At 46.9% G+C, this 25,005-nt stretch carries 23 protein-coding genes; 12 read left to right on the forward strand and 11 right to left on the reverse strand.

The features are described 5' to 3' along the window. Window positions 1-162: 162 nt before the first annotated feature. A complete protein-coding gene (locus tag E1919_RS09300) occupies window positions 163-441 on the reverse strand; it encodes a hypothetical protein (RefSeq protein ID WP_162053086.1) in 279 nt (92 codons plus the stop codon). 376 nt (window positions 442-817) lie between these two features. Between E1919_RS09300 and E1919_RS09305 the strand changes: the two genes are divergently transcribed. Further along, a complete protein-coding gene (locus tag E1919_RS09305; RefSeq protein WP_394351759.1) occupies window positions 818-1,660 on the forward strand; it encodes an alpha/beta hydrolase in 843 nt (280 codons plus the stop codon). Window positions 1,661-1,851: 191 nt separating this feature from the next. Here E1919_RS09305 and E1919_RS09310 read toward each other — a convergent pair whose 3' ends face one another. Then, window positions 1,852-2,304, reverse strand: a complete 453-nt coding sequence (locus E1919_RS09310; RefSeq protein ID WP_162053088.1) for a YkvA family protein — start codon at window positions 2,302-2,304, stop codon at window positions 1,852-1,854. A gap of 213 nt (window positions 2,305-2,517) precedes the next feature. Between E1919_RS09310 and E1919_RS09315 the strand changes: the two genes are divergently transcribed. Further along, window positions 2,518-3,072, forward strand: a complete 555-nt coding sequence (locus E1919_RS09315; protein ID WP_162053089.1) for an SRPBCC domain-containing protein — start codon at window positions 2,518-2,520, stop codon at window positions 3,070-3,072. Window positions 3,073-3,081: 9 nt separating this feature from the next. Continuing rightward, window positions 3,082-3,612, forward strand: coding sequence for a DinB family protein (locus E1919_RS09320; protein WP_162053090.1), 531 nt, complete (start codon window positions 3,082-3,084; stop codon window positions 3,610-3,612). 127 nt (window positions 3,613-3,739) lie between these two features. Here E1919_RS09320 and E1919_RS09325 read toward each other — a convergent pair whose 3' ends face one another. Then, window positions 3,740-5,131 (reverse strand): PhoH family protein, encoded by a 1,392-nt coding sequence (locus E1919_RS09325; RefSeq protein WP_162053143.1) that lies wholly within the window; start codon window positions 5,129-5,131, stop codon window positions 3,740-3,742. A gap of 330 nt (window positions 5,132-5,461) precedes the next feature. Between E1919_RS09325 and E1919_RS09330 the strand changes: the two genes are divergently transcribed. Further along, entirely contained in the window at window positions 5,462-5,938 is a 477-nt protein-coding gene (locus E1919_RS09330; RefSeq protein WP_237144202.1) for a toxin-antitoxin system YwqK family antitoxin, read from the forward strand. A 93-nt stretch (window positions 5,939-6,031) separates the two neighbouring features. Here E1919_RS09330 and E1919_RS09335 read toward each other — a convergent pair whose 3' ends face one another. Together E1919_RS09335 and E1919_RS09340 are read right to left on the reverse strand one after the other, a co-directional pair. Further along, window positions 6,032-6,652 (reverse strand): AlbA family DNA-binding domain-containing protein, encoded by a 621-nt coding sequence (locus tag E1919_RS09335; RefSeq protein WP_162053091.1) that lies wholly within the window; start codon window positions 6,650-6,652, stop codon window positions 6,032-6,034. Window positions 6,653-6,948: 296 nt separating this feature from the next. After that, complete coding sequence (locus E1919_RS09340) at window positions 6,949-7,308, reverse strand: DUF3127 domain-containing protein (protein WP_162053092.1); 360 nt, start codon at window positions 7,306-7,308, stop codon at window positions 6,949-6,951. Window positions 7,309-7,679: 371 nt separating this feature from the next. On the opposite strand from E1919_RS09340, the gene E1919_RS09345 reads away from it, so the two are divergent. Beyond that, window positions 7,680-8,615 (forward strand): isoaspartyl peptidase/L-asparaginase family protein, encoded by a 936-nt coding sequence (locus E1919_RS09345; protein WP_162053093.1) that lies wholly within the window; start codon window positions 7,680-7,682, stop codon window positions 8,613-8,615. A gap of 37 nt (window positions 8,616-8,652) precedes the next feature. On the opposite strand, the gene E1919_RS09350 is transcribed toward E1919_RS09345, so the two are convergent. Continuing rightward, the gene (locus tag E1919_RS09350; protein ID WP_237144204.1) at window positions 8,653-9,567 is read right to left on the reverse strand and encodes a cyanophycinase; all 915 of its coding nucleotides are present in this window, start codon (window positions 9,565-9,567) and stop codon (window positions 8,653-8,655) included. Window positions 9,568-9,865: 298 nt separating this feature from the next. Here E1919_RS09350 and E1919_RS09355 point away from each other — a divergent pair, with 298 nt between their 5' ends. Continuing rightward, entirely contained in the window at window positions 9,866-10,357 is a 492-nt protein-coding gene (locus E1919_RS09355) for a YciE/YciF ferroxidase family protein (RefSeq protein WP_162053094.1), read from the forward strand. 145 nt (window positions 10,358-10,502) lie between these two features. Here E1919_RS09355 and E1919_RS09360 read toward each other — a convergent pair whose 3' ends face one another. Further along, entirely contained in the window at window positions 10,503-12,401 is a 1,899-nt protein-coding gene (locus tag E1919_RS09360; RefSeq protein ID WP_202915884.1) for a M1 family metallopeptidase, read from the reverse strand. 354 nt (window positions 12,402-12,755) lie between these two features. On the opposite strand from E1919_RS09360, the gene E1919_RS09365 reads away from it, so the two are divergent. From E1919_RS09365 to E1919_RS09390, 6 genes are all read left to right on the forward strand, one after another. Beyond that, a complete protein-coding gene (locus E1919_RS09365) occupies window positions 12,756-14,501 on the forward strand; it encodes a L,D-transpeptidase family protein (protein WP_162053095.1) in 1,746 nt (581 codons plus the stop codon). Between the two features lie 216 nt (window positions 14,502-14,717). Further along, window positions 14,718-15,272: a plastocyanin/azurin family copper-binding protein gene (locus E1919_RS09370; protein ID WP_162053096.1), complete on the forward strand. Its 555-nt coding sequence runs from the start codon at window positions 14,718-14,720 to the stop codon at window positions 15,270-15,272. 643 nt (window positions 15,273-15,915) lie between these two features. Continuing rightward, window positions 15,916-16,341 (forward strand): helix-turn-helix transcriptional regulator, encoded by a 426-nt coding sequence (locus tag E1919_RS09375; protein WP_162053097.1) that lies wholly within the window; start codon window positions 15,916-15,918, stop codon window positions 16,339-16,341. Window positions 16,342-16,716: 375 nt separating this feature from the next. Further along, window positions 16,717-18,075 (forward strand): DUF2254 domain-containing protein, encoded by a 1,359-nt coding sequence (locus E1919_RS09380; RefSeq protein ID WP_162053098.1) that lies wholly within the window; start codon window positions 16,717-16,719, stop codon window positions 18,073-18,075. A gap of 51 nt (window positions 18,076-18,126) precedes the next feature. Next, window positions 18,127-18,252 carry a DUF389 domain-containing protein gene (locus E1919_RS27565; RefSeq protein WP_162053099.1) on the forward strand — a complete coding sequence of 42 codons (126 nt, stop codon included), beginning with the start codon at window positions 18,127-18,129 and terminating at the stop codon, window positions 18,250-18,252. An 85-nt stretch (window positions 18,253-18,337) separates the two neighbouring features. Beyond that, window positions 18,338-19,153, forward strand: coding sequence for an ion transporter (locus E1919_RS09390; protein WP_162053100.1), 816 nt, complete (start codon window positions 18,338-18,340; stop codon window positions 19,151-19,153). Window positions 19,154-19,334: 181 nt separating this feature from the next. On the opposite strand, the gene alr is transcribed toward E1919_RS09390, so the two are convergent. The 4 genes from alr to E1919_RS09410 form a co-directional block, all read right to left on the reverse strand. After that, window positions 19,335-20,486 (reverse strand): alanine racemase, encoded by a 1,152-nt coding sequence (gene alr, locus E1919_RS09395; protein WP_162053101.1) that lies wholly within the window; start codon window positions 20,484-20,486, stop codon window positions 19,335-19,337. Between the two features lie 6 nt (window positions 20,487-20,492). Next, window positions 20,493-21,650 (reverse strand): amidohydrolase, encoded by a 1,158-nt coding sequence (locus E1919_RS09400; protein WP_162053102.1) that lies wholly within the window; start codon window positions 21,648-21,650, stop codon window positions 20,493-20,495. Window positions 21,651-22,036: 386 nt separating this feature from the next. Beyond that, complete coding sequence (locus E1919_RS09405; protein WP_162053103.1) at window positions 22,037-22,867, reverse strand: DUF1206 domain-containing protein; 831 nt, start codon at window positions 22,865-22,867, stop codon at window positions 22,037-22,039. Window positions 22,868-23,695: 828 nt separating this feature from the next. After that, window positions 23,696-24,985: an acetyl-CoA hydrolase/transferase family protein gene (locus E1919_RS09410; protein WP_162053104.1), complete on the reverse strand. Its 1,290-nt coding sequence runs from the start codon at window positions 24,983-24,985 to the stop codon at window positions 23,696-23,698. Between the last annotated feature and the right edge of the window lie 20 nt (window positions 24,986-25,005).

Consider the following 25,005-nt stretch of genomic DNA (forward strand, 5'->3'; position numbering starts at 1 on the left):
CTGCCGGGGGTGTGAATGATGCTTCCAAGATAGCCACTATGTGCTGTATATGAAGCTGCCGTATAAAAGGGTAATGGGGGGCGGTGTTAGTAACGCTGTACGTCAGGCATAAAAAAAGAGGCAAGCGTATGCTTCCTCTCTTTTTATAGGTTTCAGGTTTACTTACTTGTCTGTTTCGTAGCCTGAAAGCTTAATCATCTTATTATAATTACCTAAAAGTAAAAATGATGGAGCCCATTGTCCTACGAACAATGCTTCCTCATCTTTCCTCATAATTTTTAATGTAGCAGAAATAGCCATAGAGCCTAATGCAGCCCATAAGAATATATCAGATGGAATTTTAGAAGTATAGTTTTCAATAGCTGATGCTACCGGTCCTTCTTTGTGATCTGGGTTAGCTCTGTCTGCTTTCTCTTTTAAATCTTTTGCTGATGTGTCCATAGTTTTATTTTATTTTAAGAATTTGTCTAATAGATATGAAAACGAATTCTTAGTCCTATTGTTTAGAATTTCTATATTTAAGTTGATTCAATTGTTCACGGGCTGTATAAGCAGCGACCTGAATTCAATTTCTTATTATTAGAAAAAAGTGCTGTATGAGAGGTGTTAGTGGATAAAGCATTCTCATCCATGACAAATCAGAGGATGCTCTATAACAAAATTTTCAGCTACGGCGGAAACTGGAAGTGAAGTTTGTTTGATTAATTTGGATTAGTATTGTTAACAATTAAAGATTAGCTTCAATATAAACTGTTTTATACAAATTCATCTTGAGTATATGAGAAAACAACACATCATTGCCTTCTTCACAATCTTCATGCTTTTTCCGGCTGCTTTATTCGCGCAAACTACCGGTAAAGTGATGGACAACCTGACCATGAAAAGTAAAATCCTGAAGGACAACCGGAAGTATGCCATCTACCTGCCGCCGGACTACGACAGTTCCAAGCGCAGTTATCCTGTCTTGTACCTGCTGCATGGCGCCGGTGATGATCAGACGGGATGGGTGCAGTTTGGGGAGGTGTTGAGAATAGCAGACAAAGCCATAAACGAAGGAAACGCAACCCCTATGGTGATTGTGATGCCCGATGCCAATACTGGCCAAAGGGGTTATTTTAACGATGTGACAGGGGAGTGGCGCTATGAGGATTTCTTTTTTGATGAGTTTATGCCTTACATAGAAAAAGAATACCGCATAAAAAGCGAAAAGCGTTTCCGGGCTGTGGCCGGTTTATCTATGGGCGGCGGCGGTTCCTTTATGTACGCGCTGCACCGACCGGATCTTTTCTCGTCTGCCTGCCCCTTAAGTGCTGCGGTAGGGCCTCTTTCTCTCGCTGATGCCAAAACGTTCATGGAGCGGATTGGCAACAAACCTGTCACAGCATCTGAAGCTGAGATTGAAACGCACTATAAGCGCCACAGTGCGCTTGAGCTGATTGCCAATATGCCGGAAGACCAGAAAAAGGCAGTGCGCTGGTACATTGATTGTGGCGACGATGATTTTCTTTTTGAAGGAAATGCTTTAGCCCATATTGCGATGCGCAAAAATAACATTCCGCATGAGTTCCGGGTAAGGGATGGCGGACATACCTGGACCTATTGGCGTGAGGCGCTGCCAACGGTGCTTTCTTTTGTTTCAGATGCTTTCCACCAGCATTAAAAAACCAGCGGTTTCTTGAAATAGCACCTTTCTTCAACAAGCCGGGAGAGACACAATACGTCGAATTTAAAATAGACATTATTCCACAACAAAGGCCGGCTCTCTCAAGAGAGCCGGCCTTTGTTGTGGAAGCTGGTTCAGCTTCTTGTGCACGAATTCTTACTCCTGCACACCTGCCATAGTGAAATTGCTTATAGGGAACCGATGCGCGAATCGTCAAAGTTCGTGTCAGATTCCCATTGTCTGAACTTGTTGATTTCAGTCTGAAAAGCATCGATAAACCAGGCCATCAGGCTTAAGTCATCCAGCAAACCTATCACAGGTATAAAGTCAGGAATAATGTCCAGGGGAGTTACTAAGTATAGCAGCACCGCCACGCCAATGAGCAGAGACTTGCTGGATACATTGCGGTATTGCCCGTTTATGTAAAACTTAACCAGCCGGATGAAAGTGAGCATGAATTCCTTCAGTTGCTCAAACCCGCTTTTATTACTGTCTACCACTACAAGTTTGCCATAGGCAGATGTTAATAGCAGGCCAAGCTTGGCGGGTTTTGCCAGCAGTTTGCCTGATTTTCCAAGAATACTTTTAAAGATCGGATTCTGTGAGTATTTTAATCCTTTATGTATCCAGTCGTTCAGCATATCTGTTATTGTTGGTTTTTATTTAATTCATTACCCTCTACGTGCCTAAAGCCTTTTAGGCTGAATTAGGTAAAACAGCTCTTGCAAAGCTCTTAAAAAAGAGTGAAAAAAATATCATCCTGTAGCGCTTGTTTCATATCTGAAAGCTCATTTAAATTAGTGTAATTTACTCCCTCTAATATATAGAATAGAAAAACGAAAAATGAATCTCCTATGAAGCTGGTCACAATCGTGATTTCATCGCTGCTTGTGCTAACAGCAGCTTTGGCCGGTGCCTTATACCAGTTACCTACACAGCTCGAGGTGCAGCAAAGCATTGTGCTGGATGCCACTTCTGAAGAGGTCTATACATACCTCGACAATCCGATGGAGTGGGAGAAGTGGACTATTTTGAACAAGCAGACGGACCCCAGCATGATTTACCTGTATGGTGGCCCAATGGCAGGAGCAGGGGCACGCATGAAGTGGAGCGGAGATAAGGTTGGAAACGGGCAGGTGGTGTTTACCGGAAGCACCAGTCCAACATCACTGCTGTATCTTGAAAGTGATGATGCCGACACCAGCAGGTTGCACGGCTCTTTTACACTGACAGCAGTGGAGGGAGGCACTAAACTTGTCTGGCGGCAGCAGGCAACTTACGGGGAGAATCCATGGGACAGATTCAGTTGTTTGCTGAGAACGTACAGGAAGCAGGATGCCGCGGAAAAGGGGCTGCTGGGTCTGAGAACTTTACTTTTAAATAACAGTAAAAAGAAAGCGCTAAAGTAGAACAAGCGTATGCCTATCACCATTAACAGACCTACTATAGAGGAGTATCCTGATTACTACCAGCAGTACATGGACCTCCTGCCTGAAGGCGATATTCTTTATATACTCGAAAAGCAGGGGTCAGACCTGCGTTACATGTTCAGGAAGATTTCTGACGAGCGAGCAGAAGAAGCGTATGCCGAAGGAAAGTGGACGATGAAAGAAGTGCTGCAACACCTCATCGATTCGGACCGGATTTTTGGCTATCGTGCCCTTTGCATTAGCAGGGGGGAAGAAGCCACTCTGCCTGGTTGGGACGAAGGGAAGTATGCCTATAATTCGCTGGCCAACATCCGCCCTCTGGAAAGCCTTCTGGATGAATATGAGCTGACAAGACGCTCTAACATGGCGATGTTCCGCAGCTTTACCTTTGAAATGATGAACAATCGTGGGGTAGCGAACGGCCGCGAAATATCTTTGCGGGGGCTTATCCATGTAATAGCAGCGCATGAGCTGCACCACATGCACATTCTGCAGACAAGGTACTTGAAACGGAAGTAGGTTGTTTAGGAGAAAGGAAGAAAGAGTTAGGACGAAAGACAAAAAGAAAATTCTTTATTTCCAAAAACAGAAATACCTGCATTAGCGATAATACAGGGATTTCTGTTTTTGGGATACTTATGTTCAGCTACAACAACTCGTTTGCCAGGTTGGCTAGTTCAGAGCGTTCGCCTTTCAGCAGCGTGATGTGCGCGTATAATGGATGATTCTTGGCACGGTCAATCAAATAGGAGAGGCCGTTACTCTGTGAGTCGAGGTATGGGGTGTCTATCTGGTAAACGTCTCCTGTGAAAACGATTTTCGTGTTCTCACCCGCACGCGATATGATGGTCTTTACTTCGTGTGGCGTCAGGTTCTGGGCTTCGTCCACGATAAAAACAATGTTCGATAAACTGCGGCCACGGATATAGGCCAGAGGCGTAATCATCAGTTTTTCCAGGTCCACCATGTCCCGTATCTTCTGGTACTCCTTGCTTGACTCGGCAAACTGGTTCTGAATATACTTCAGGTTATCCCAGAGCGGCTCCATGTAAGGGTTGAGTTTTGACTTAATATCGCCGGGCAGATAACCGATGTCTTTATTGCTCAGCGGCACGACAGGCCGGGCCAGGTAAATCTGCTTGTACTCCCGGCGCTGCTCCAGGGCAGACGCAAGTGCAAGAAGCGTTTTGCCTGTGCCTGCCACCCCTTGAACAGTAACGAGTTTTATCTGCGGGTTCAGCAGTGCATGGATGGCAAACGCCTGCTCCGCATTGCGGGGCTTTACACCAAAAGACGTCAGCTTGTCAACCCGCTCCAGTTTCTTTTCCGCTGCGTTATAAAAAGCCAGGATGGAGCTCTTAAAGCTCTTTAAGATAAAGTAATGATTATCTGTAGGTGTTTGTTGCAGCGCCTTCTCAGGTTCACATTCACCTTTCTCATACAGTTCACTTATCACGGCCGGCGATACATCTTCTATTGTGTCGTTACCGGTGTACAAACCGGCTACATCCTGTATCTTACCGGTTTCATAATCTTCAGCGGTGATATTAAGTGCCCTGGCTTTCAGCCGAAGGTTAATATCTTTGGTCACCAGCACAATTTTGTTGTCCGGCTTTTCCTGTTTCAGGGACAGGGCGGAGTTAAGGATGCGGTGATCGTTCTTGTCTCCAAAAATAGCCATGGCATCAATATCAGCCGACTCATCCATCAGCACCTTGAAGTAGCCCTTGTTTTTTCCGTTTAATGGGAGCCACTCCTGCAGGCGGTGCTCGGCAGAGAGTTTGTCGATGAAACGGATAAATTCCCGGGCTTCAAAGTTCTTGATGTCGTTCCCTTTCTTGAAGTTATCCAGTTCCTCCAGAACGGTGATGGGAATGGCCACATCGTGTTCCTGGAAATTCTGGATAGCACTATGGTCGTACAGGATAACAGAGGTATCCAGCACAAAGATCTTCTTTGTTTCTACTTCTGATGCTTTTGTTTTTGCCTTTGCTGTTTTGCTTGCTTTAGAGGTGCTGCTTGATTTAGAGACTTTCATTCTGCCGTCGGTGGCAGTGGGGGTTTTGCTAGGGCTGGCCATAGGCTTAAGGCTAAGGGTGAAAACTAAAAAGTTTTATCTACTTCGCAATGCTTCTGCTCTCTCAGGAATAAACATTTTACGTGCTAACGGATGGTGCGGCTACGTTAGAAACAGCCCAGGAAAGCGGAGCAGTAAACACAGTAGTATATTACACTTAAAGAACAGCATATACAAGGCTAATTTTCAAAACTTTACTAATAATATCCTTTAAAACTAAACGTTTAGTTATAAAGAAAATATTTTTTGTTTCGTTCAGTATTTCAGCAATACACTTAAAGCATTATACTTATGAAGAAACAGTTTTATGTCTTATGTGCATTTGTTCTTTTGCCATTTCTGGCAGAGGCGCAGCTTATTGCTAAAGCACCGGATGGTGACTATCAGAAAGGAAACTGGCCCTTCCGTATTAACCGTTTTGATAACAGCGGCCGCTTCCATGGCAGGTGGAAAGTGTTGGGGCTAGATGATAAGACAGTGATTCGTAAAGGCCGCTTCAGGCACGGAAGGGAAAGGGGCACCTGGCGCTACTACTACCCCAGCGGCAAATTATATATGGTGGAGAAGTATAAACGGAGGTTGGATCATATTCTGGTAAAGCGGTATCACGAGAACGGGGCCCTGGCCAAGGTGGGGCAAGCGAGAATGGAAGACACTACTGAAAAGACCCGCTACTTTTGGTTCGGCAATTGGAAAGTATATGACGAGCAGGGGAACTTCAGCAACAACGAATACTATGAGAATGGGCACCAGGTACTGAATCAGTAAGCAGGAGAGGCAGCGCGCTTGAGCCCGCTGCCGCTTTTATATATGTTTAAGATATAATTTATCTGAAGCTGATGCAGCTATAATACATTTTCCTTAACTCAGGGTATAATATTCTTCTTTCTCTTTGTCATGCAGGCGCAGGTAACCGTGTATCACCAGCTTTACGAGGGTGCGATAGGCGCGGCGCTCCGAAAGATTGGCCAGCTTCATGTACTGTTTCAACGTAATGCGGGGGCTCAGCTTTAAATAGCCCAGTACGGCATTTTCGTGCCGGTCCAGCGGCAGGCGCTCAAACTCGTCCGGCTCTTGCTCCAATGCCTTATTCACCATCTTGCTTGTCTGCACGCTGGTGTCCTTCACGCGTACAAAGCCACGCCAGTCGTCTTCTTTAACCTTGGCAAAGTGAGGCTTCACTTTACTCTCCGGTATAATTACTTTCAGTACTGTCCGGTGGTCTTCCTCCACTTCTTCGTACTGCACATGCACAGGAGGATCGCAGTAAAACTCCGCAGCCATTTGCAGAATGTGTTTCTCTTCTTCAGGGTCAATACCTGAAATGGTGCCATCGTCTTTTACTCCTATCAGGATAATCCCGCCCCGGGTATTCGCAAAGGACACAAGGGTACGGGCAATTTTTTCGGGCTGCGTTACCCGTTGTTTAAAATCAACGGTGTCGTTTTCGCCTAGTAAAATCAGGCGCTGTAGTTCGTCCATAGGTTTGGGAGGCGCTGAAAAAATTAACTGAAATCGGAAATTTTAGTTCTGCTACTTCGTCAGAAATATAGCGGACTATCTTCTATTAGAGAGGGTTGCATGAGCTAAAACCTAATGAAACTTCTCAAATATCGTGCTACAGTATAAGAGCTAATACTACATATACCAGTACATAAGCTTAATGTTTTTGATAGATATTATTGATGAAACAGAGCATGATACGAGCGAAAGGGTGAAGGAGACATAAAAAAAGCGAGCTTCACAGCTCGCTTTAAATTTATTTTAGACTTATTTCCTTAGAAAGGTAAATCATTGTCTGCTTCGCTGCTATAGAACGAAGGAGCATCCTGCTGCGGAGCTGCGCCTGGCGTATTGGCTCCTGCTGGTTCTAATCTCCAGGCCTGCAGGTTTGTGAAGTACATGGTAGTGCCGTTTTTAGTGAATGGCTTACCAGTCAGGTTAAAGGTTACCTTCACCTCATCGCCATTTTTGAAAGCTTCTAACAGGCTGCACTTGTCCTGCGTTAACTGAAACTTTACATACTGCGTGTATGAGCCATCCGGAATCTCCAGCACGAATTCGCGCTTTTTAAACTTATCACTTACCTGTTGCTCCTCAAACGTTTCGTACAGCTTACCTTGGATATCAAACGACATAATTTATGAATTAAATAGGTTATCTTGATTAGAACAAAGATAACTATTTTTCATCTAATTCAGGTTCACTGAAGCCCTAAATCAGCCATAAAAATCAGCGCTAAACAAGCCATATCCCTTCCAGGCAAAAGCGTTTCTTCTTAAAGTGCTCCTGCCGAATTAAGAGTTAAGTTCTTTTATAGCAGCCTGATGAACATTGGCTAGCGCCTCTTGCTCACTTCTACCGGAAACAGCTGTCTGAGTTCTTCCGGTAACTGAACGTCAATGTCTTTTTAAACACAGACTGTGTCCTTTTTTAGCAGTCTCCTATAGAACAGCGGAATGGGGAGCGGCGTACAGGATAATGAACTAATAGTGAACCCATACTTAATATGAATAACTTAGCCATTGCCATACATGGAGGAGCTGGCACCATTACAAAAGCGTCTCTTACTTCAGATCAGGATAAAGCGTATAAAGCCGCACTGAAAGAGGCTGTAGAGCTGGGGTATAAACTGCTGCAGGAAGGGAAGTGTGCCCTGGATGCTGTGGAGCAGGCGGTTGTGAGCCTCGAAGATAACCCTTTGTTTAATGCTGGACGTGGCTCTGTTTTCTCGAAAGAAGGCAGGCACGAAATGGATGCAGCTATTATGTGTGGGCAAACACTGGAAGCTGGAGCAGTAGCGGGCGTACAGGGAATCAGGAACCCTGTCAGGCTCTCGCGGGCGGTGCTGCAGCACTCCGACCATGTAATGCTGAGCGGCTACGGGGCAGAAGAGTTTGCCCGTAACAACGGCTTTGCCTTTGCTCCTGAGTCATACTTCTTCAGTTCTCACCGCTACAAACAATGGAGTGAAGTACGGGACTCCGATGTTTTCATGCTCGACCACACGGAGCAGGTGGATGAGAAGTATGGTACGGTAGGAGCGGTTGCCGTAGACAGCAAAGGGAACGTGGCATCTGCCACCTCCACCGGCGGAATGACGAACAAGCGCTATAACCGTATTGGCGACACACCAATTATTGGCTCAGGTACTTATGCTAATAACAATACCTGCGCTGTCTCCTGCACCGGACACGGGGAGTTCTTCATGCGTGCCGTAGTGGCCTATGATGTCTCCTGCCTGATAGAGTATAAAGGTTACTCCCTGCAGCAGGCCTGCGATGCAGTAGTGATGGATAAACTGGTAAAATTCGGGGGGGAAGGAGGATTGATAGCCTTGAACGCAGCAGGAGAGGTAGCGCTGCCCTTCAATTCAGAAGGAATGTACCGGGCCAGTAAGCGAAATCAGGAAGAAACTTTTGTCGGCATCTATAGAGAAGGGTAAAAAACATGGCTGATGCCCCCAATACCGCCGCCATTGCTTACTTAACATCCTGTAGCTGCGCATGGTGTAAAGCTTCTTCGCTTTTAAAGAAGCGGCGGGAATTAAAATCATAGAGGTTGCCTTTCGCCAGCACGTGCATCACCATGTTGTCGATGGCGACAGGGCGGCCCTTTTCTACTTCATGCACGTTTGTGTATTTCACATCGTGGCCATCTACCACCACCACCAGGTTTGAGCCGATTGTCTCTATGATATGTCCTTCAGTCAGAAGTACTCCGGTGTCTTCACCTAAACCAATGCCTACTGTTTTAGGGTGCGTCACCACCGCTTCCATTAAGCGGCCAAAGCGGCCTCTCACCACAAAGTGCGTATCAATGATAACACCTTCGATCAGGTTAAGCCCTTCACCTATTTTTACAGAGCCACGCAAAAGCGATTCAGGGGCGCTGCCGCCTTTAATCATGATTCTGGACATGGCCATGGCCCCGGCGCTGGTTCCTGCTATTGTAAAGTCTTCGTTCCAGTAGCGGTGCTTCAGTACATCCAGGATGTCAGTGTTCAGGAACATCCGGGTAATGCGGGACTGATCGCCGCCACTAAACATCACCCCGTCTGCTTTTTTTATCCGCTCCAGGTACTCCGGGTACTGCGCATCATCTTCGGTGCGAATGTGCATCAGGCCAACATTCTCCACCCCCAGGATTCTGAAGGCGCTCAGGTAGCGCTCCCCAACCTCTTCGGGTATCATGGATGCGGTTGTAATAACCTCTATCTGTGGTTTCCGGGCTGGGATCTCCTGCAGAAAGCGCTTCAGTATACCTAGCTCAAAAAAGTCGAGGTAATACTTTTTCTTTGATCTGGGATTCGGGTAAGTACCCTTATCCTCGTTTCCGCCTATCGCAATAAGTTTTCCTTTGGGTTTGTCCACGGGTGCTGTATTATTTATTTTCATCAGAGTAGCACGGCAATTTACAAAACATGCCACCACCCCCATAGGATTACCGCATTTAATAAAAATCGTTTCATGAGAAACGCTGAACGATGACAGGTTCTACAGGTTCAGCGGCTTTTTTTATATAGCTCACTATTTAGGTATATAGATTAATTTATATTTAATACTGTTACAGCGAAATAAAACAACTATTTGGATAATAAAAAATCATATATTAAAACTCATGTTTTAGTGTGTCGTATAGGATGTACATAGGCTGATAAGCCATTATATTTTTAACGCGAAACCTTTCCAAGCTATGAAACTTAATAATTTAAAGGATCTTATGATCCACGAACTAAAAGACGTTTATAACGCAGAACAGCAAATCACCAAAGCGCTTCCTAAAATGATTAAGGCAGCATCATCTGACAAGTTAAAGCAGTCTTTCCAGGAGCACCTGGATGTGACAAACCAGCAGATTGAGCGCCTTGAGGGTATATTTGAAACTATGGGTGAGAAGGCCAAAGGTGAAAAATGCCTGGCAATGGAAGGCATCATCCGTGAAGCCGAATCTATGATGAGCGAGAAGGCAGATGCAAGTGTTATGGACGCTGCGCTTATTGCCAGTGCACAACGGGTAGAACACTACGAAATTGCTGCATATGGTACTCTTTGTGCGTATGCAAAGCAGTTAGATTTGAAGGATGTGTTAAAGCAACTGACGACTACACTTGAAGAAGAGAAGAAGACAGATGCTATGCTTACGAAACTTGCGGAGCAGGCTATTAATATTAAGGCCGAAAAATAAGTTAACATTCTGATTTGATATAAGAAGGGCTCTGTACCTTCGCTTGGCTCAACCAGCAGGTAAGAAGGTAACAGAGCTTTCCAACACAAAACAAACTTAATAAGAGAGGCGCAGCTATACTTTAGCTGCGCCTCTCTTTTTGCTTCTACTTCAGGAGGTCATCCAGTGTTACAGTAGACACTGCATGATAATTCGGTCTGGCTTTCGCATAAATGGCGAGCGCCTTCTTCTTTCCCTCCGGCGTCTTAATAAGTTCCTTGTAAATCGGCACCAGGAATTTGCGGCGGCCCACGTTTGTAAGGAAAGTCTCCAGCGCCTGGTCGGCAGTGGTATAGTTGTTACGGATGGCATGCAGGAACCAGGCTGCTAAAACCTCAGCATTACCTGAGTTAGTGAAGTTAAAGGCTTTATCAAGCTCCGTTAATTGTTGCTGCGACATCTGCTCAGGCAGCATCCGGATAAAGTGCAGCCATTCGTGGCTCGACCAGTCAGCAGTTTGCAGCTGTGCGGCAGGTTTTCCGCTTTGCCAGCCCTTGTATGCTTCTTCCACTCTCGCGAAGCGGGAAGATGTCGGTTTTACAAAGTCCTGTGGGAGGCCCGGTGAGAATACCCATCCTTCAACGTTAATCTTTTGCGCCAGTTCCTCGTCTCCCTTTATCAGCTCTGTGCGCAGGAAGTCCAGAAATTTATCTGTGTTGGTGCTCTGGAAGGCAAAGGTGCTGAAATAATTGTTTAGGAAGGCGTCAAACCTTTCGCGGCCAACGGCCCGTTCTACATTTCTTAAAAAGAAATTCCCTTTCTCGTATGCAATATCTGTCAGTCCTTCGTCCGGGTCACGTCCTTCCAGTTCGAGCTGCAGGCGGGTATCCTCATGGTTAGCACCTAGTTCTTCTATGGTGTTGGTGAGGTCCTGGTAACCGAGCACGTTCAGCATATCTGCATACTCTTTGCCGTAGAGTTCTTCCATAATGCGACGCTCAAAATAAACAGTAAAGCCTTCGTTCAGCCAGAAGTCGTTCCAGGTGCCATTGGTAACCAGGTTGCCGCTCCAGCTGTGCGCCAGCTCATGCGCAATCAAACTGGTGAGGGAACGGTCTTTTGCCAGCACGGTAGGCGTCACAAAAGTTAGGCGTGGGTTCTCCATACCGCCGAAAGGGAAGGAGGGCGGCAGCACCAGCAGGTCATACTGGTCCCAGCGGTATTTCCCGTACAGCTTTTCGGCAGCCACGAGCATTTTATCCATCTCGGCAAATTCGTAGGCTGCTGCGTCAATGGTAGCAGGCTCTGCGTAGATGCCTGTCTGCGGACCAATTTCACGGAACGTCAGGTCACCCACTGAAAGGGCCATCAGGTAAGAAGGAATCGGCTGCTTCATCTCGAAAGAGTAAATACCAGTGTCGTTCTTCGCTGTAGGGTTCTCTGCGCTCATTAACGCCAGCAGTTCCTTCGGCACTTTTACATTTGCATTATAAGTGATGCGGATGCCGGGGCTGTCCTGGATCGGGATCCAGGTACGGGCTAGTATAGCCTGTGACTGCGTGAACAGGAACGGATATTTTTTGCCGGCTGTCTGCTGTGGGCTCAGCCACTGCAGGGCGGCCGCATCCGGCGAAGTGCTGTATTGTATAGTTACTTTCTCTGTATCAGGTTTTATTTGCACAATCAGCGGTTGGCCAAGTGTTTGGTCGCCTTCGCCCAGACGGAAGGTGGTCTCCTCCAGTTCATCACCTAAGAAAACCTTTTCAATTTGCAGGTTTCGCGTGTCGAAGATAATCTGGTCTGTGCCGGTCTTGTTCTCTATCTTGTAAGCTGCCCGGCCACTCAGTACTTTCTGGTCAAAGTCAACGGCAATATCCAGGTCAAGGTGTTGGGCTACTGCCTCTGCGGGCCTGGCATAGCTGTGCACATCAACAGGTGCTGTTTCCTCAGCGCTTTGTTCTTTTGTCATAGTCTCGTTGTCATTAGCAGGTTGCGTTGAGCAGGAGGCAAGCTGCAGGCTTCCTGCCACACCCAGCCCAAGTAGGCATCGTAGGTATACGTTCATTTTTTCTTTTATAGCTTTTAGGTGTAAGATAGGCATTAAAGCCAAATGACGAAAGCTGAAGCAAAAGCGAGGCCGAACTCACTTAGGCAGCCGTTAACTATTTTTTGTTTAGTGTTGTTATTATGTAAAACGAGGTGAACAGGAATGTACAACAGGGGCTGAACATTTATAATAAAGCATCCGGAATCCTCTATCGAACATTTTGTGCCAATTTGTAGTACATAGTGCAGAAGTGCCTATTTTAACCTATTGAGATGACTTTAATTGAATTATACTAAGATTGTTGTAGGATTAACTATAGCGGTGTTCAGGCAGATTCAGTTAAGAAGCACATAAACCAACTAAACCATAATTATGAACCCTTATATTCGAAAGTACCTTATAGTCCCGCTTGTTGCTGCATGGGGCGTGATAGGAGTGAGCAGTTGTAGCCAAACCTCATCAGAAGAAGGCGATGAGGAGGGAATAGTCTCTGGCCTATTTGGTGATAACGCGTTGCCACAAGCCTCTACCGACAGCGCTTTTGTAGTTAATTATATAGAAAAAGAGCCGGAGTTCAAGGAGCATGAAGAGTTCATGTTCCTGTTTTACGGCGACCGCGACTATGAACTGGCCTGGTTCCGCGACAACGAACTGGTGCCTGAAGCAGAAAAATTTCTGGCTGTTATAGAAGGCTCTTCCAAAGAAGGGCTGGAACCGGCTAAATACCGTATTGTGGACGTCGAGAAGTTGATTGAGCAGTACCGGCAGGTGGAGCCCCAGGATTCTGCCAGGCTTACGCTGCAGCAGGAAATTGACGTAGCGCTCACAGCCTCCTACTTTAACTATGCGTCTGACTTTTACCGCGGGCGCATCATCCCACATCAGGAAGGGAACATGAAGTGGGACGTTAAGAAAAACAAAATTAAACTGCACAAGGCCCTACAGACTATTCTGCGCGAGCGGGAGAGTACATACCCCTACTACGAATTTGAGGCGCTGCACGCGGGCTATACACGCCTCCGCGACAAGCTGCAGGAGTACCGCACACTTGAAGAAGAAGGCGGTTGGACCAGAATTGAGTTAGGTAATAAAAAAATGCTGAAGGAAGGGGATACGGCAGCGGCTGTGTTATTGCTGCGCAAGCGGTTGAATCCAGATATGAAAATCGCAAAAAACGATTCTTCCCTGTATGTGTATGATGCCAACCTGGCAAAGCAGGTAAAGCAGTTCCAGATGCTGCACGGCCTTACAGAGGACGGCGTTGTGGGAGGCAATACCCTCTCCACCATGAACGTGCCGGTGGAAGAACGCATCCGCCAGATAACGATTAACATGGAGCGCTGGCGCTGGATTCCGAAGCGTCTGGTGCCGAAGAGCCTGGAACAGAAATATATATGGGTGAACATTCCGGAGTACAAGATGTACATTTATGAAGACCCGGATAACGATCCTGAAGCTGAAAGAGCGTATAAGAAGGTGATGGATATGCGCGTGATTGTAGGTAAAACTATGCATTCTACCCCCATCTTCAGCGACAAAATAGAGTATGTGGTAATGGCCCCTTACTGGAACGTGCCCAATACCATCATGGAGGCTGAGATTAAACCGAAGTTGGTGAACAACCCGAACTGGCTGTCCACACAGAACATGGAGGTGGTAACGAAGGAAAAGAACCCAAAAAATATTTCGCCTCATTCCATCAACTGGGCCAGTGTTACGAAGGAGAACTTTAGTTACATGGTGCGCCAGAAGCCGGGACCGAAGAATTCACTGGGAATGATCAAGTTCCTGTTCCCGAACGAGTATAACGTGTACCTGCACGACACGCCTGCGGATGCCCTCTTCAGCCAGACCTCCCGTGACTTTAGCCATGGTTGTGTGCGGGTGGAGCAACCGGTGGAACTTGCTAAATACCTTTTGCAGGACCAGCCGGAATGGACCGAGTCTAGAATAAGAAGTACCATGACCAGTGGAGAGGAAGAATGGGTAACCTTGCCTACTAATGTACAGGTGTATATTGTTTACTTTACCAGCTGGGTAGATGAGCAGGGGCAGATACACTTCCGGGAAGACCTCTACGGCCACGATAAAAAACTGGCACAGGAATACTTTGGGTAATTTAGGCTATTGCTTTAAGAATTGAGGTGGCTGTCGTCTCTGTCCATTTAGAAGAGTAGTAACCATAAGCAATAGCACTTCAACTGTACTGGCTTTAAAGCCGCTCTGTTGCTTACTAACTGATGTTACGCAAAAATTTACTTAAGCCGGAAAAGTCCCCCTTCGATGAGAGACAATGAACTGCTTGCGTAACGTCAGTTACTAAATGAAACACAAATGAAAAGATATTTTTTGAATGGAAGTTTGGTGTGCTGTTGCTTTCTCCTCTGGAACTGTAACCCGGTAGATTCTACGTCAGAGGATGCCGCTTCTTCTGAAGAACTGACGGCTGAAGGTGCCGTTGATAGCGCCATTGCCTATGTGGTGGAGGAGCAGGATACTACGCTGCAGCCAGTGCAGGAAATTACCTTGCATGCCATCGGGAATACCCTGGAGGAGATAGCCTACAAAGAGGATACCCTTGAGGTTAAAGCGGAAGTTTTGGTGAACCTGACATTCATCAACGAAGGAGTAGATATGCCCATGATGCACAATGTAGTCTTTACTGCCCCTGGCATGTACAAGCAGGTGGCAATGGCCGCTGCAGAAGTAGGCGCCTCCGGAAACTATGTGCCGGAATCACCTGCTGTAATTGCGGCCTCACCCATGGCCTTGCCCGGGCAGACTGTTATGCTTGAGTTCATCTCTCCCTCAATACCGGGTGCCTACCAGTATGTATGTACCTATCCTGACCACTGGCATAGGATGCATGGTGTTTTGCTTGTCAAATAAAGTTAAGTTATTAAATATTTCCCAGGCCGGTAAGAGAGCAGCTTTAGAAAAAGCCTCCTTACCGGCTTTTTGTTTCCTTCCTCTTTCTTATCAGCAATGCATCTAAATTTTGTTGGTATAGTCCAATTTTAACAATAGTTCATATCAAGGGTTTACTGCTTCTTTTAATTAGCCATTTATGTCATGTCCTGTTCAGAACCGGCAAAACAGGCTGAAAGTATAAGACCTGCCCATAAGCGTTAAAAGGTTGAAAAGTAAGCTATTGTGGATAACTCGACTTATCCACAATAGCGCCTTCTTTGCCTGCCATTGTGTCACTTCTGTAGATTTAGTACTCTACCATTTGTACTTATAGCCTTATATGCAGCGCTTAAATTCAAACTTCCTGATAAATGTATACAAGCAGGAGCGAAGACTACTTCAAATAAATAGGCATTCCTGTTTACAAATGTATATACAAATGTAAACAGTAGATGTTCGTGATGTTGAAATATGAAATAACATTCTGATTAATAATTATATAAAGCTTTATGTGAACAGTAAAACAAGAAGGTGTGTTTTGTCTGTTTTACGTTTGTTATCTTATAAAATATTTTGTAAGTTACAAATGTAAAGTGCTGAAAAAGCAAAATAACGCTTTCCTATGGTAGATAGAATAAGGCAACTAATGGATTATAAGGGATTTACCTCTACCCAACTGGCTGATGACATAGAAGTGCCTCGTGCTATAGTCAGCCATATCCTTAGCGGCAGGAATAAACCGAGTCTGGATGTTATGCTAAAGATTATAAGCTCCTACCGGGAAATAGCCGTCAACTGGCTTTTGCTTGGAGAAGGTAAGATGCTAAAAGGTTTAGCCTCAGAAAGTAAGCCTGACAAAGCTGCTGCAGCAGCAGAAGAAGTGCAGCCTAAGGCAAGTGCTGAAACACCAAAACAATCGCCACCACCTGAAAAAGTACAAGAACCATTTCCTCCTGTGAGAGCGCCATTGGCAGACGGTAAAGCCATAGAACAGGTCATGATTTTCTACACCGACAAGACCTTTACTTCTTATATGCCTGGAGTTTAGACAGGACATAAGAGAGCGGATGGCGCTGTGACAGGGTAGCTTTTTCCATTCTCAAATGCCTCACACGGAATGGTCGCAACCTGTCCAATCGATCCCGAATCAAATTGTCTGGATCAGAATTTTCAGAATTTGACGTTTGACAAGATGAACATTCATCACCATAGCAGTCACTCCTGTATCATCCACAGGCCGATGTAGGGTAGGTTGAGACCATTCGGTACGAGTAGGAGTAATGCGACACCTTTAAGATTTACTCTAAAAAACACCTGGCTAAAACCGACGTATAACTCCTGTTTTATAACCTTTCACTCTATGTATTACTAAATGAACCAGAATAAATAGCTGCTTCTTTTGCAGCTTTTTTTAATTTGCAACATGGATAAGATACTGAGTCAACTAAAGTTTGCCTACCAATACATCGTTAACAGCATTGGCTTTTACCCTACACTGATCTCTATCTTTTTTTTCGCGTTGGCCCTGCTCATGCTCTACTTAGAAGCACAAGGGCTAAGCTCACATTTTAAAGAAGATCTGCCTTTCATGATTATTACGAACGGTGAAACGGCAAGACTCATACTAAGCTCCATTACTACCGGCGTTATCTCGCTCACAGTCTTTTCTTTCACGATGGTGATGCTGGTGCTGAACCAGGCAAGTGCCAATTTTACACCCCGTGTTATTCCCGGTCTCATATCCTATAAATCGAACCAGCGTGTGCTGGGCTTATACCTGGGCACACTCGTTTATACCTTGATTATCATGGTGAATGTCAGGGCCGAGTATTATAATAGCTCCCTTCAAGATAACTCGCTTCCCGGCTTTTCCATTTTCCTGGCCATGTGCTTTACCTTCCTGTGCCTCAGCTTTTTTGTGTACTTCATACATTCTATCTCTCAGACAATTCAAATAGAAAGCATACTTGAAAGTATTCACACGGTTACCCATAAAGAACTTTCTAAGGCGATAGAAGAGGATAATGGCCCCGAAGTGCCGAATGTATTTGTAAATTCCCATACCTGGCATTACATTGAAAGCCCTAAAACCGGCTACCTGCAAAGTCTTGACGAACAGGCTGTTCTTGAACTTTGCTGCAAGTATAATGTAGTCCTGGATTTTGAGCTTTCTTTGGGTAACTTTCTGATAGTCGGTATTCCCTTTGCGCGTATCAACAAGCGCCTCGACAATATGGACGAGTTCAAAGAGAACTTCTTTGAACTGGTGGATTTCTACAGGGAGGAGCGGCCGAGTGTTAATTACCTCTTTGGTTTCAAACATATCACAGAAAGTGCCGTGAGGGCGTTGAGTCCTGGAATTAATGACCCCGGAACGGCCATCAAAGCCATTGATTACATCACAGACCTCTTTGTGCTTCGGATGCAACTGACTGATCAAAAGGTGTTGTGTGACAAAGACGGTGCTGCCCGCATTCGCTTTCAGCACGAAACGTTTGAGAACCTGTATGCTCTTTCCCTGAGCCCGATCCGGCTTTATGGCAAGGGCAGCAGTGTTGTTGTGCTGCGGCTGTTGTACTTGCTGCGCAACCTGTTGTTTAAGGTGCAGGAGTATCCACATTTAAAGCCTGTACTTTCTCAGGAAGCTGAATTGCTGTTGTTTGATGCTGACGAAGAAATCCATAACCCAGGCGACCGCCAGAAGATAAATGTGCAGGTGCAGGAGCTGAATAAGATGAACGTACTGTACACTGCCCTGCCCTTGCTTCAGGTGAAGAAGTAGACGCTTTCCGTTGGCTTTAATTCAGGGTTCGGCGCTGATATCATCAGAGCCATGTTAATCTCTCCGCTCATGTCGCTTATCCTGGGCGTGGGCTTATCGGTAGGTATCAACGACCGCGAAATGCTGGTGGCCACTAAGCTGCAGCGGGATTCGGTGCAGATTGTCTCTTCTTTTTAAGCAGGTCAGCAGCAGGAATGTGTCTGGCTTTAATATCAGCATTCTTTTCCGTATACTGTAGCAAATAAGCACTATTATCCCATCCATGACGTCAAAAGAGAAAGATAAACTCAAGCATAAGATTTATACCCTCATCTTTGAGGCAGAAACTCCTGCAGGAAAGGTTTTTGATGTTATTTTATTGCTGCTCATACTGCTGAGTGTGCTGGTTGTTTCCCTGGAGAGCATTGAAGAACTGTCCTATCACTACCTTCCGTTTTTTCGGTTTCTGGAGTGGACGTTTACCATCATTTTCACAATTGAGTACGCGCTGCGCATCTATAGCACACCCCGTCCGTTCAAGTACATTTTCTCCTTTTTTGGAATAGTTGATTTACTTTCCATACTTCCTACTTACCTGAGTCTCATCATATTTGGAAGTCAATCCCTGTTAGTGGTGCGGGTGCTGCGACTGGTTCGGATTGCGCGCATATTTAAACTGACCAGGTTTATCAATGAAGGGAATGTGCTGTCGAAGGCGCTGCGTGCCAGCATGAACAAAATCCTGGTGTTTATTGGGGTAGTTCTCCTGGTGGTGGTCATTGTAGGTTCTATGATGTACCTGATTGAGGGGGAGGCAAGCGGGTTTACCAGCATACCGAAGAGCATCTACTGGACCATCGTCACCCTGACCACTGTGGGATACGGAGACATTGCGCCTGCAACGCCGCTTGGCCAGATGCTCGCCAGCTGTATTATGATCATGGGCTACGGCATCATTGCAGTGCCTACAGGCATTGTTTCCGTGGAACTGGCAAAGTCAGACCGTGAGACTGCCAACACCCGCGTATGCCCCAACTGCCACGTAGAAGGGCATCCTGTTGGCGCCAAATACTGCTTTAACTGCGGGTATAAACTTTGATTCTGAATGGCGCTACTCTTTCGGACATCCCTACAAGAAAGCCATCTGCCGGGGATTTCTTGGTTTCCTGGTTGTCGCTCACACTGATTAGTAAATTCGGTTCAGGCTTTGTCCCGGACTGATATGCACGGAACAGCTTCGACAGCTATACTTTGCCTTCAATTCGTTTTTAAAAATCAGCTCACGCTACTACGATGCGTGGTATGTTCAGTGGCAGCCTTGTCAGTAACTCGTAGTTCAGTTGCGAGCTGAGTTCGCTGAAAGAGGCGACGGAAATGCTTTGGCTGCCCTGCTTGCCGAGTAGCACCACCTCGTCCTCTTTCTGAACATTTGGTATATCGGTCACATCCACCATCATCACATTCATATTCACGATGCCGACCACACCCGCCTGTTGCCCCTGGATCAGTACCTGCCCCTGGTTGCTGAGGGAGCGGCTGTACCCCCAGGCATACCCGACGGGTACTACCGCCATCACCATATCCCGGGGAGCCTGAAAAGAGGAACCGTAGCCGACGAACTCGCCCTGCGGCACCTGCTTCAGGCTCATGATGCGGCTTTTCCAATTGATGAGGCGCTGCAAAGGATCTGTTCTGTCTTTTTGCCGGCTCACATACTGGCTGTACACCTCCGGGCTGGGCCAGAAGCCATACTGCATAATGCCCACCCGTACCATGTCCATGTGCGTGTCCCGGTAACCCATCATCGCTGCCGAACAGGCCGTGTGCGTTTGATTTGGAACAAGGCCTCTTTCCTCCAACGCTTGCCGCTGTGCCTGAAAGCTTTGCTGCTGTGCCATTACCCTTTCATGGTTCTGATAACTTTCGGCCCCGGCAAAGTGCGTACACAGCCCCTGGAGTACCACATGCGGGCGGCATTTCTGCAGGATAGTCTTTAGTTGCTCAAGTTCGGATAGGCTAAATCCGGTCCGGTTCATGCCTGTTTCCAGTTCGATATGCACGCGTGCTGGCTTGCCAATCTTCTCGGCTGCTTTGGCGGCTTCTGTTAATCTGTCAGGTTCGAAAACAAAAAACTCAATATCATGCTGAATCGCCCACTCCAGTTCAGGATTGTCAATATAGCCCATAATCATAATGGTAGCAGGCCTGGGGAGTGCATCCTGCAGCCGCAGTGCCTCATCTGCACTGAACACAGAAAAATGATCGATACCACATGCCTGTGCCAGTGGCCCAAATACTTCAATACCGTGGCCGTAGGCATTGCCTTTGATGACAGACGAGAAGGTAACGTTTGGTCCGACCTGCTGCTTCAGGAATCTGATATTGTTTTGAAGTGCTGATTTACTTATTTCGATGTAAGAGGAATGAAACATAATGTGTTATACGCTCAGTATTTCTTGTGCAATACGATGGAACATAACTGCTCCTGTTGGGATTAGCTTGTCCGGGAAGTCGTAATCGGAGTGGTGCAACTGTGGTTGTGCCTTCCCGGACCCGAGCCCGAATAAGGCCCCTTTATACTTCTGTGTGAAGTGCCCGAAATCCTCTGACCATCTAAAAGGGTGTTCAGCTTCCCTCACCTCCAGGTTCAAATGGTCAGCTGCTCTCTGTATTAACTGCACCGCTTCCGGATGGTTTACCGTGGCAGGGAATTCTTCTGCAAAATGCAGCTTATAACTTAGCCCATACTTTTCTGCCATACGGGCTACATCCTCTTGTGTTAGCGTCTTAAGCTTTTTGAGATCCGCAGGCTGGTAGGAGCGGAGCGTAGCCATGACTGTAGCGAAGCCGGGGTTTGTGCCGAAGGCCACCTCACCTAAGCGGGCATGAATGACTGTCAGCAGCGTGAGGTCCTGAAACTGTGCTTTCTGCTGTACTATCTGGTTGAAGTTCAGTACGATTTTAGCCATCGCCTGCCCGGGGTTTAAACCTTTCTCTGGTTCAGCTGCATGCGAGGATTTCCCCTGCAACTCCACCACCATACCCGTAGAGGCAGCGGCAAAAACATCCTGCCGCACCACCACCTGGTGCATCGGCACTCCCGGCAAATTGTGCAGGGCAAACACATAATCCGGTTGTAATGCTAAAAACGCTTCTTCCTGCAGCACATCCCAGGCCCCTGCGCCTGTCTCTTCCGCTGGCTGGTACAACAGTATCACTTTCCCACTCGCGGGTTTGTGCTGGTGTAAGAGACTTCCCAAACCAGTCAGTATGGTCATGTGTCCGTCGTGGCCGCACTGGTGGCCGATACCTTTCTGCTGTGAAGTGTAAGCCAGATCAGTTGTTTCTGCTATGGGCAGGGCATCCAACTCCGCCCTGAAGAGCACCACCGGCCCCTCCGGATTTTTGCCATAAAAGACAGCGGCTACGCCAGTACCTCCCAGGCCAGTCAGTAGCTGGTCAGGATTGTACTGCTGCAGGTGTTGCACAATGCGTTCTGCTGTCTGCTTTTCCTGGCCCGATACCTCCGGGTGCTGGTGCAGGTCGTGGCGTAACTGGATAAGAGAGGGTAGGTCAGGGAGTTTGTTTTGAAGCATGGGTGGGTTGTAAAGTAAAAAAGGTTTAGCGGGAATTATATTATACCCTTGAGTGTGTTTGTGAATTCTCCCCTAGACGAAAGAGACGTTCCATGCTCTATCTTACTGGCGCAAGTTTTCAAACTTGTATCTATATTGATGTCGTGTTTGCAACCCGACTGGGTCAGAGGCCCAAGGATAGTAGACCCGAGCAAAAAAGCTCGCGCCATAGACATAGCTAGGTTAACATGGCAATTTCTTCTCTCAAGGGCTGTGATCAAGACACATTTCCTCATACTCCAAGTTGAAAACTTGAAATATGAGATTGGGCATTTGGGTCTTGTGTCCTAATTGAAGCCCTTGAGAGAAGGGATCACTGAAAGAACGTTTTAGAAAAGCAACAGCGGTTACCTGTAAACCGGCAGATACTTGGCGCGCATAAACATAAACACACCGTAGCAAATCAGCCCCAAGGCCACAGCGCCGAGCAGATAGGAGCCATAGGAGGCTTCTTCCAGGAAAGCAAATGCTCTGCTGCTGCCTCCGGCCTCCTGCGCGTTGGAATGCAGGGCTGCCTGTAGAAACATATAGCCAATCACCAGCCAAACGATGCCGCGTGCTATAAAACCGGCCATACCGGCGCGAATCATCGTGTCTTCCACGTCATTCTTCAGGCCCGTGCTCCGGATCTTCTTCTTATAATCCTCAGAGTATCCATGGTAAATCTGGTATAGCCCGGCTATCATAGTGCCCACTGCCACAATGCCTACCAGCCACTGGCCGAAGGGTTGCTGCAAAAGCTCACTGGCCAGGGTTTGGCGGGAATCGCCACCGCTGCCTCCGCCGTTTCCCAAAGCCATATTTGCTGCCAGGTATGCCAAACCAGCATATATCAATCCGCTGAAGGCATAGCGCAGGCGTTTGGCTATACCTTTGGCGTCGGAGCCCTCGTGTTCAGTATCCTGTATTGCCTGTATAAAGCGCCAGAGCACATAACACGCCAAGCCTGCTGCCACTATTCCTAGAAGCCACTTGCCGAAAGGCTGCTCCAGTATAAATTGAAAGGTACCTGATCTATCCGCACCTTCAGTAGACTGCCCTCCAAGCTCGAAAGCAGACATAAAGGCAAGGACACCAATCAGGCAGTACACCACACCTTTGGCACTTAACCCGAATTTAGCAAAGTTCTCCACCCACTGTGGGGGAGCGGACGGTACTTGTGTTGAAATATCAGCCATTTTCTTATAATTTAATTTTTCATAGATTCTACCTCTCTTACAGGTAAAATGTTTTTTTCGTTGTACAGCTTTATACCTAGACGCTATAGCGGTATATACATACGAACGGCAGACAAATAGAAAGAAGTTGTATTTTGATTTGGCTGTACTTTAGAAGAAAGGAAAGGCATTGATTGGGAAAAAACTGATAACGTTATCTAGATGAAGCGGCCAGAGGCCGTGTAATAGTTAACACGATCGTAGACGCTCGCGCCATAGTTTTGGCATTCTGATTGCATTAGGATGACCCCTGCCTTTTGCGTTTTACTTAGTCCCAGCGGGACGACCTGTAATAGCCAGAAGTCTCAAAACACAACTAGTTCCAGAGGAGCGGCTTGTTGAGTATCAGGGAAGCCCGCTTCCTTTTAGCTGAAAAATCAAGTTGCGATGAATATTTTTGTAGCTGAAATAAACCCACCCCTTACCACTCTGAGGAGGGGAGTCTTTATTATAGGCTAAATTCCCCTTTTGGAAGGGGCAATGTCGTCAACTTTAGCTTCTTTTGTCATTTCGAACGCTGTGAGAAATCTGAAATATTGTGGGGTAATGAAATAACACAGATTTCTCACAGCTTCGCTGGCTCTTTTCGGCTCGCGCCTCAAGAATGTTCGAAATGACAGTTTAGCCACAGTTTCCTTTAGTTGACGGTATTGGGAGTAGGAGTGGGCCTTCAACGGAATTGAAATCTGCACACCGCAACTTGAGCTAAAAGTGAAGAAAGAATCTATACAAGCTTGCTGTCCCGCTGGAGCTAAGACTTAGCCTTACATTTGCAGACAACAACTCTTACTATAAATGCCGGAAACGCTTCAACGCTTCTTCCTCCAGTCGTTCGCGGTGGTCCGGGTGGGCAATGCCGATGAGGGCCTTGGCCCTTTGGCGCAGGTTCTTGCCGTATAGGTAGGCCACGCCGTATTCGGTTACCACATAGTGTACGTGCGCGCGCGTAGTCACCACGCCGGCTCCCTGGTTGATGAAAGGAGTAATGCGGGAGATGCCTTTGTTTGTAACAGAAGGCAGTGCAATAATCGGCTTTCCTCCTTTAGATAGGGCAGCACCACGCATAAAGTCCATCTGGCCACCGATGCCGGAGTATTGGTAGGTGCCGATAGAATCTGAAACCACCTGTCCGGTCAGGTCAATCTCGATGGCACTGTTGATGGCTGTCATTTTCGGGTTAGTGCGTATCACCGTCACATCATTTACGTAATCTGTCCGAAGCATTGTGATGAGGGGGTTATCATCTACAAAATCGTACAGCTGGCGGTTACCTACTATAAACCCTGTGGCGATGCGGCCGGGATGTTTCTTCTTGTGTTCATTCGTGATAACTCCTTTCTCCACCAGCGGAAGGATGCCGTTTGAAAACATCTCGGTATGAATGCCGAGACGCTGGTGGTTTGTCAGGTAACCAAGTACCGCATCCGGAATGCCGCCGATACCCATCTGCAGCGTGGCACCGTCATCTACCATTTCCGCGATATACTTCCCTATCTTTTCCTCTGCGCTGCTTATCTTCTGGCTGTAGTCTACTTCCGGAAGCGGGTCGTTCACTTCAACCAAAGCATCAAACCGGCGGGTATGGATAAGGGCATCGCCATGCGTGCGCGGCATCTGTGGGTTTACCTGCGCGATCACATGTTTCGAGCTCAGCACTGCTTCCCGGGCTATGTCTACGGATACACCCAGCGAGCAAAAGCCATGGCGGTCAGGAGGGGAAACGTGAACGATGGCCACATCCAGGGGCATGATGCCGCTGCGGAAGAGATTGGGGATTTCGCTCAGGAATATAGGCACGTAATCGCCGCGGCCACTGTTTACCGCTTCCCGCACATTGGCCGACACGAAAAGGGAGTTAATGTAAAAGGAATCGCTGAACTTAGGGTCGGCCACGGGCATGTCGCCAAAGGTGGTAATGCTCACCAGCTCAACATCGCGCAGCTCGCCAGCGCGCTCTGCTAACTTCTTGATGAGGTAGGAGGGAGTCGCCGCACTTCCGTGCAGAAAGACCCGGTCTCCTGACTTGATAACGGAAAGCGCTTCTTCAGCTGATTTATAGGTTGTGGGTTGGGTATACATAATTGTTGCTTTTATAGTAG

It is taken from the genome of Pontibacter pamirensis, from assembly GCF_010015475.1.
GTDB classification, from domain to species: Bacteria; Bacteroidota; Bacteroidia; order Cytophagales; family Hymenobacteraceae; genus Pontibacter; species Pontibacter pamirensis.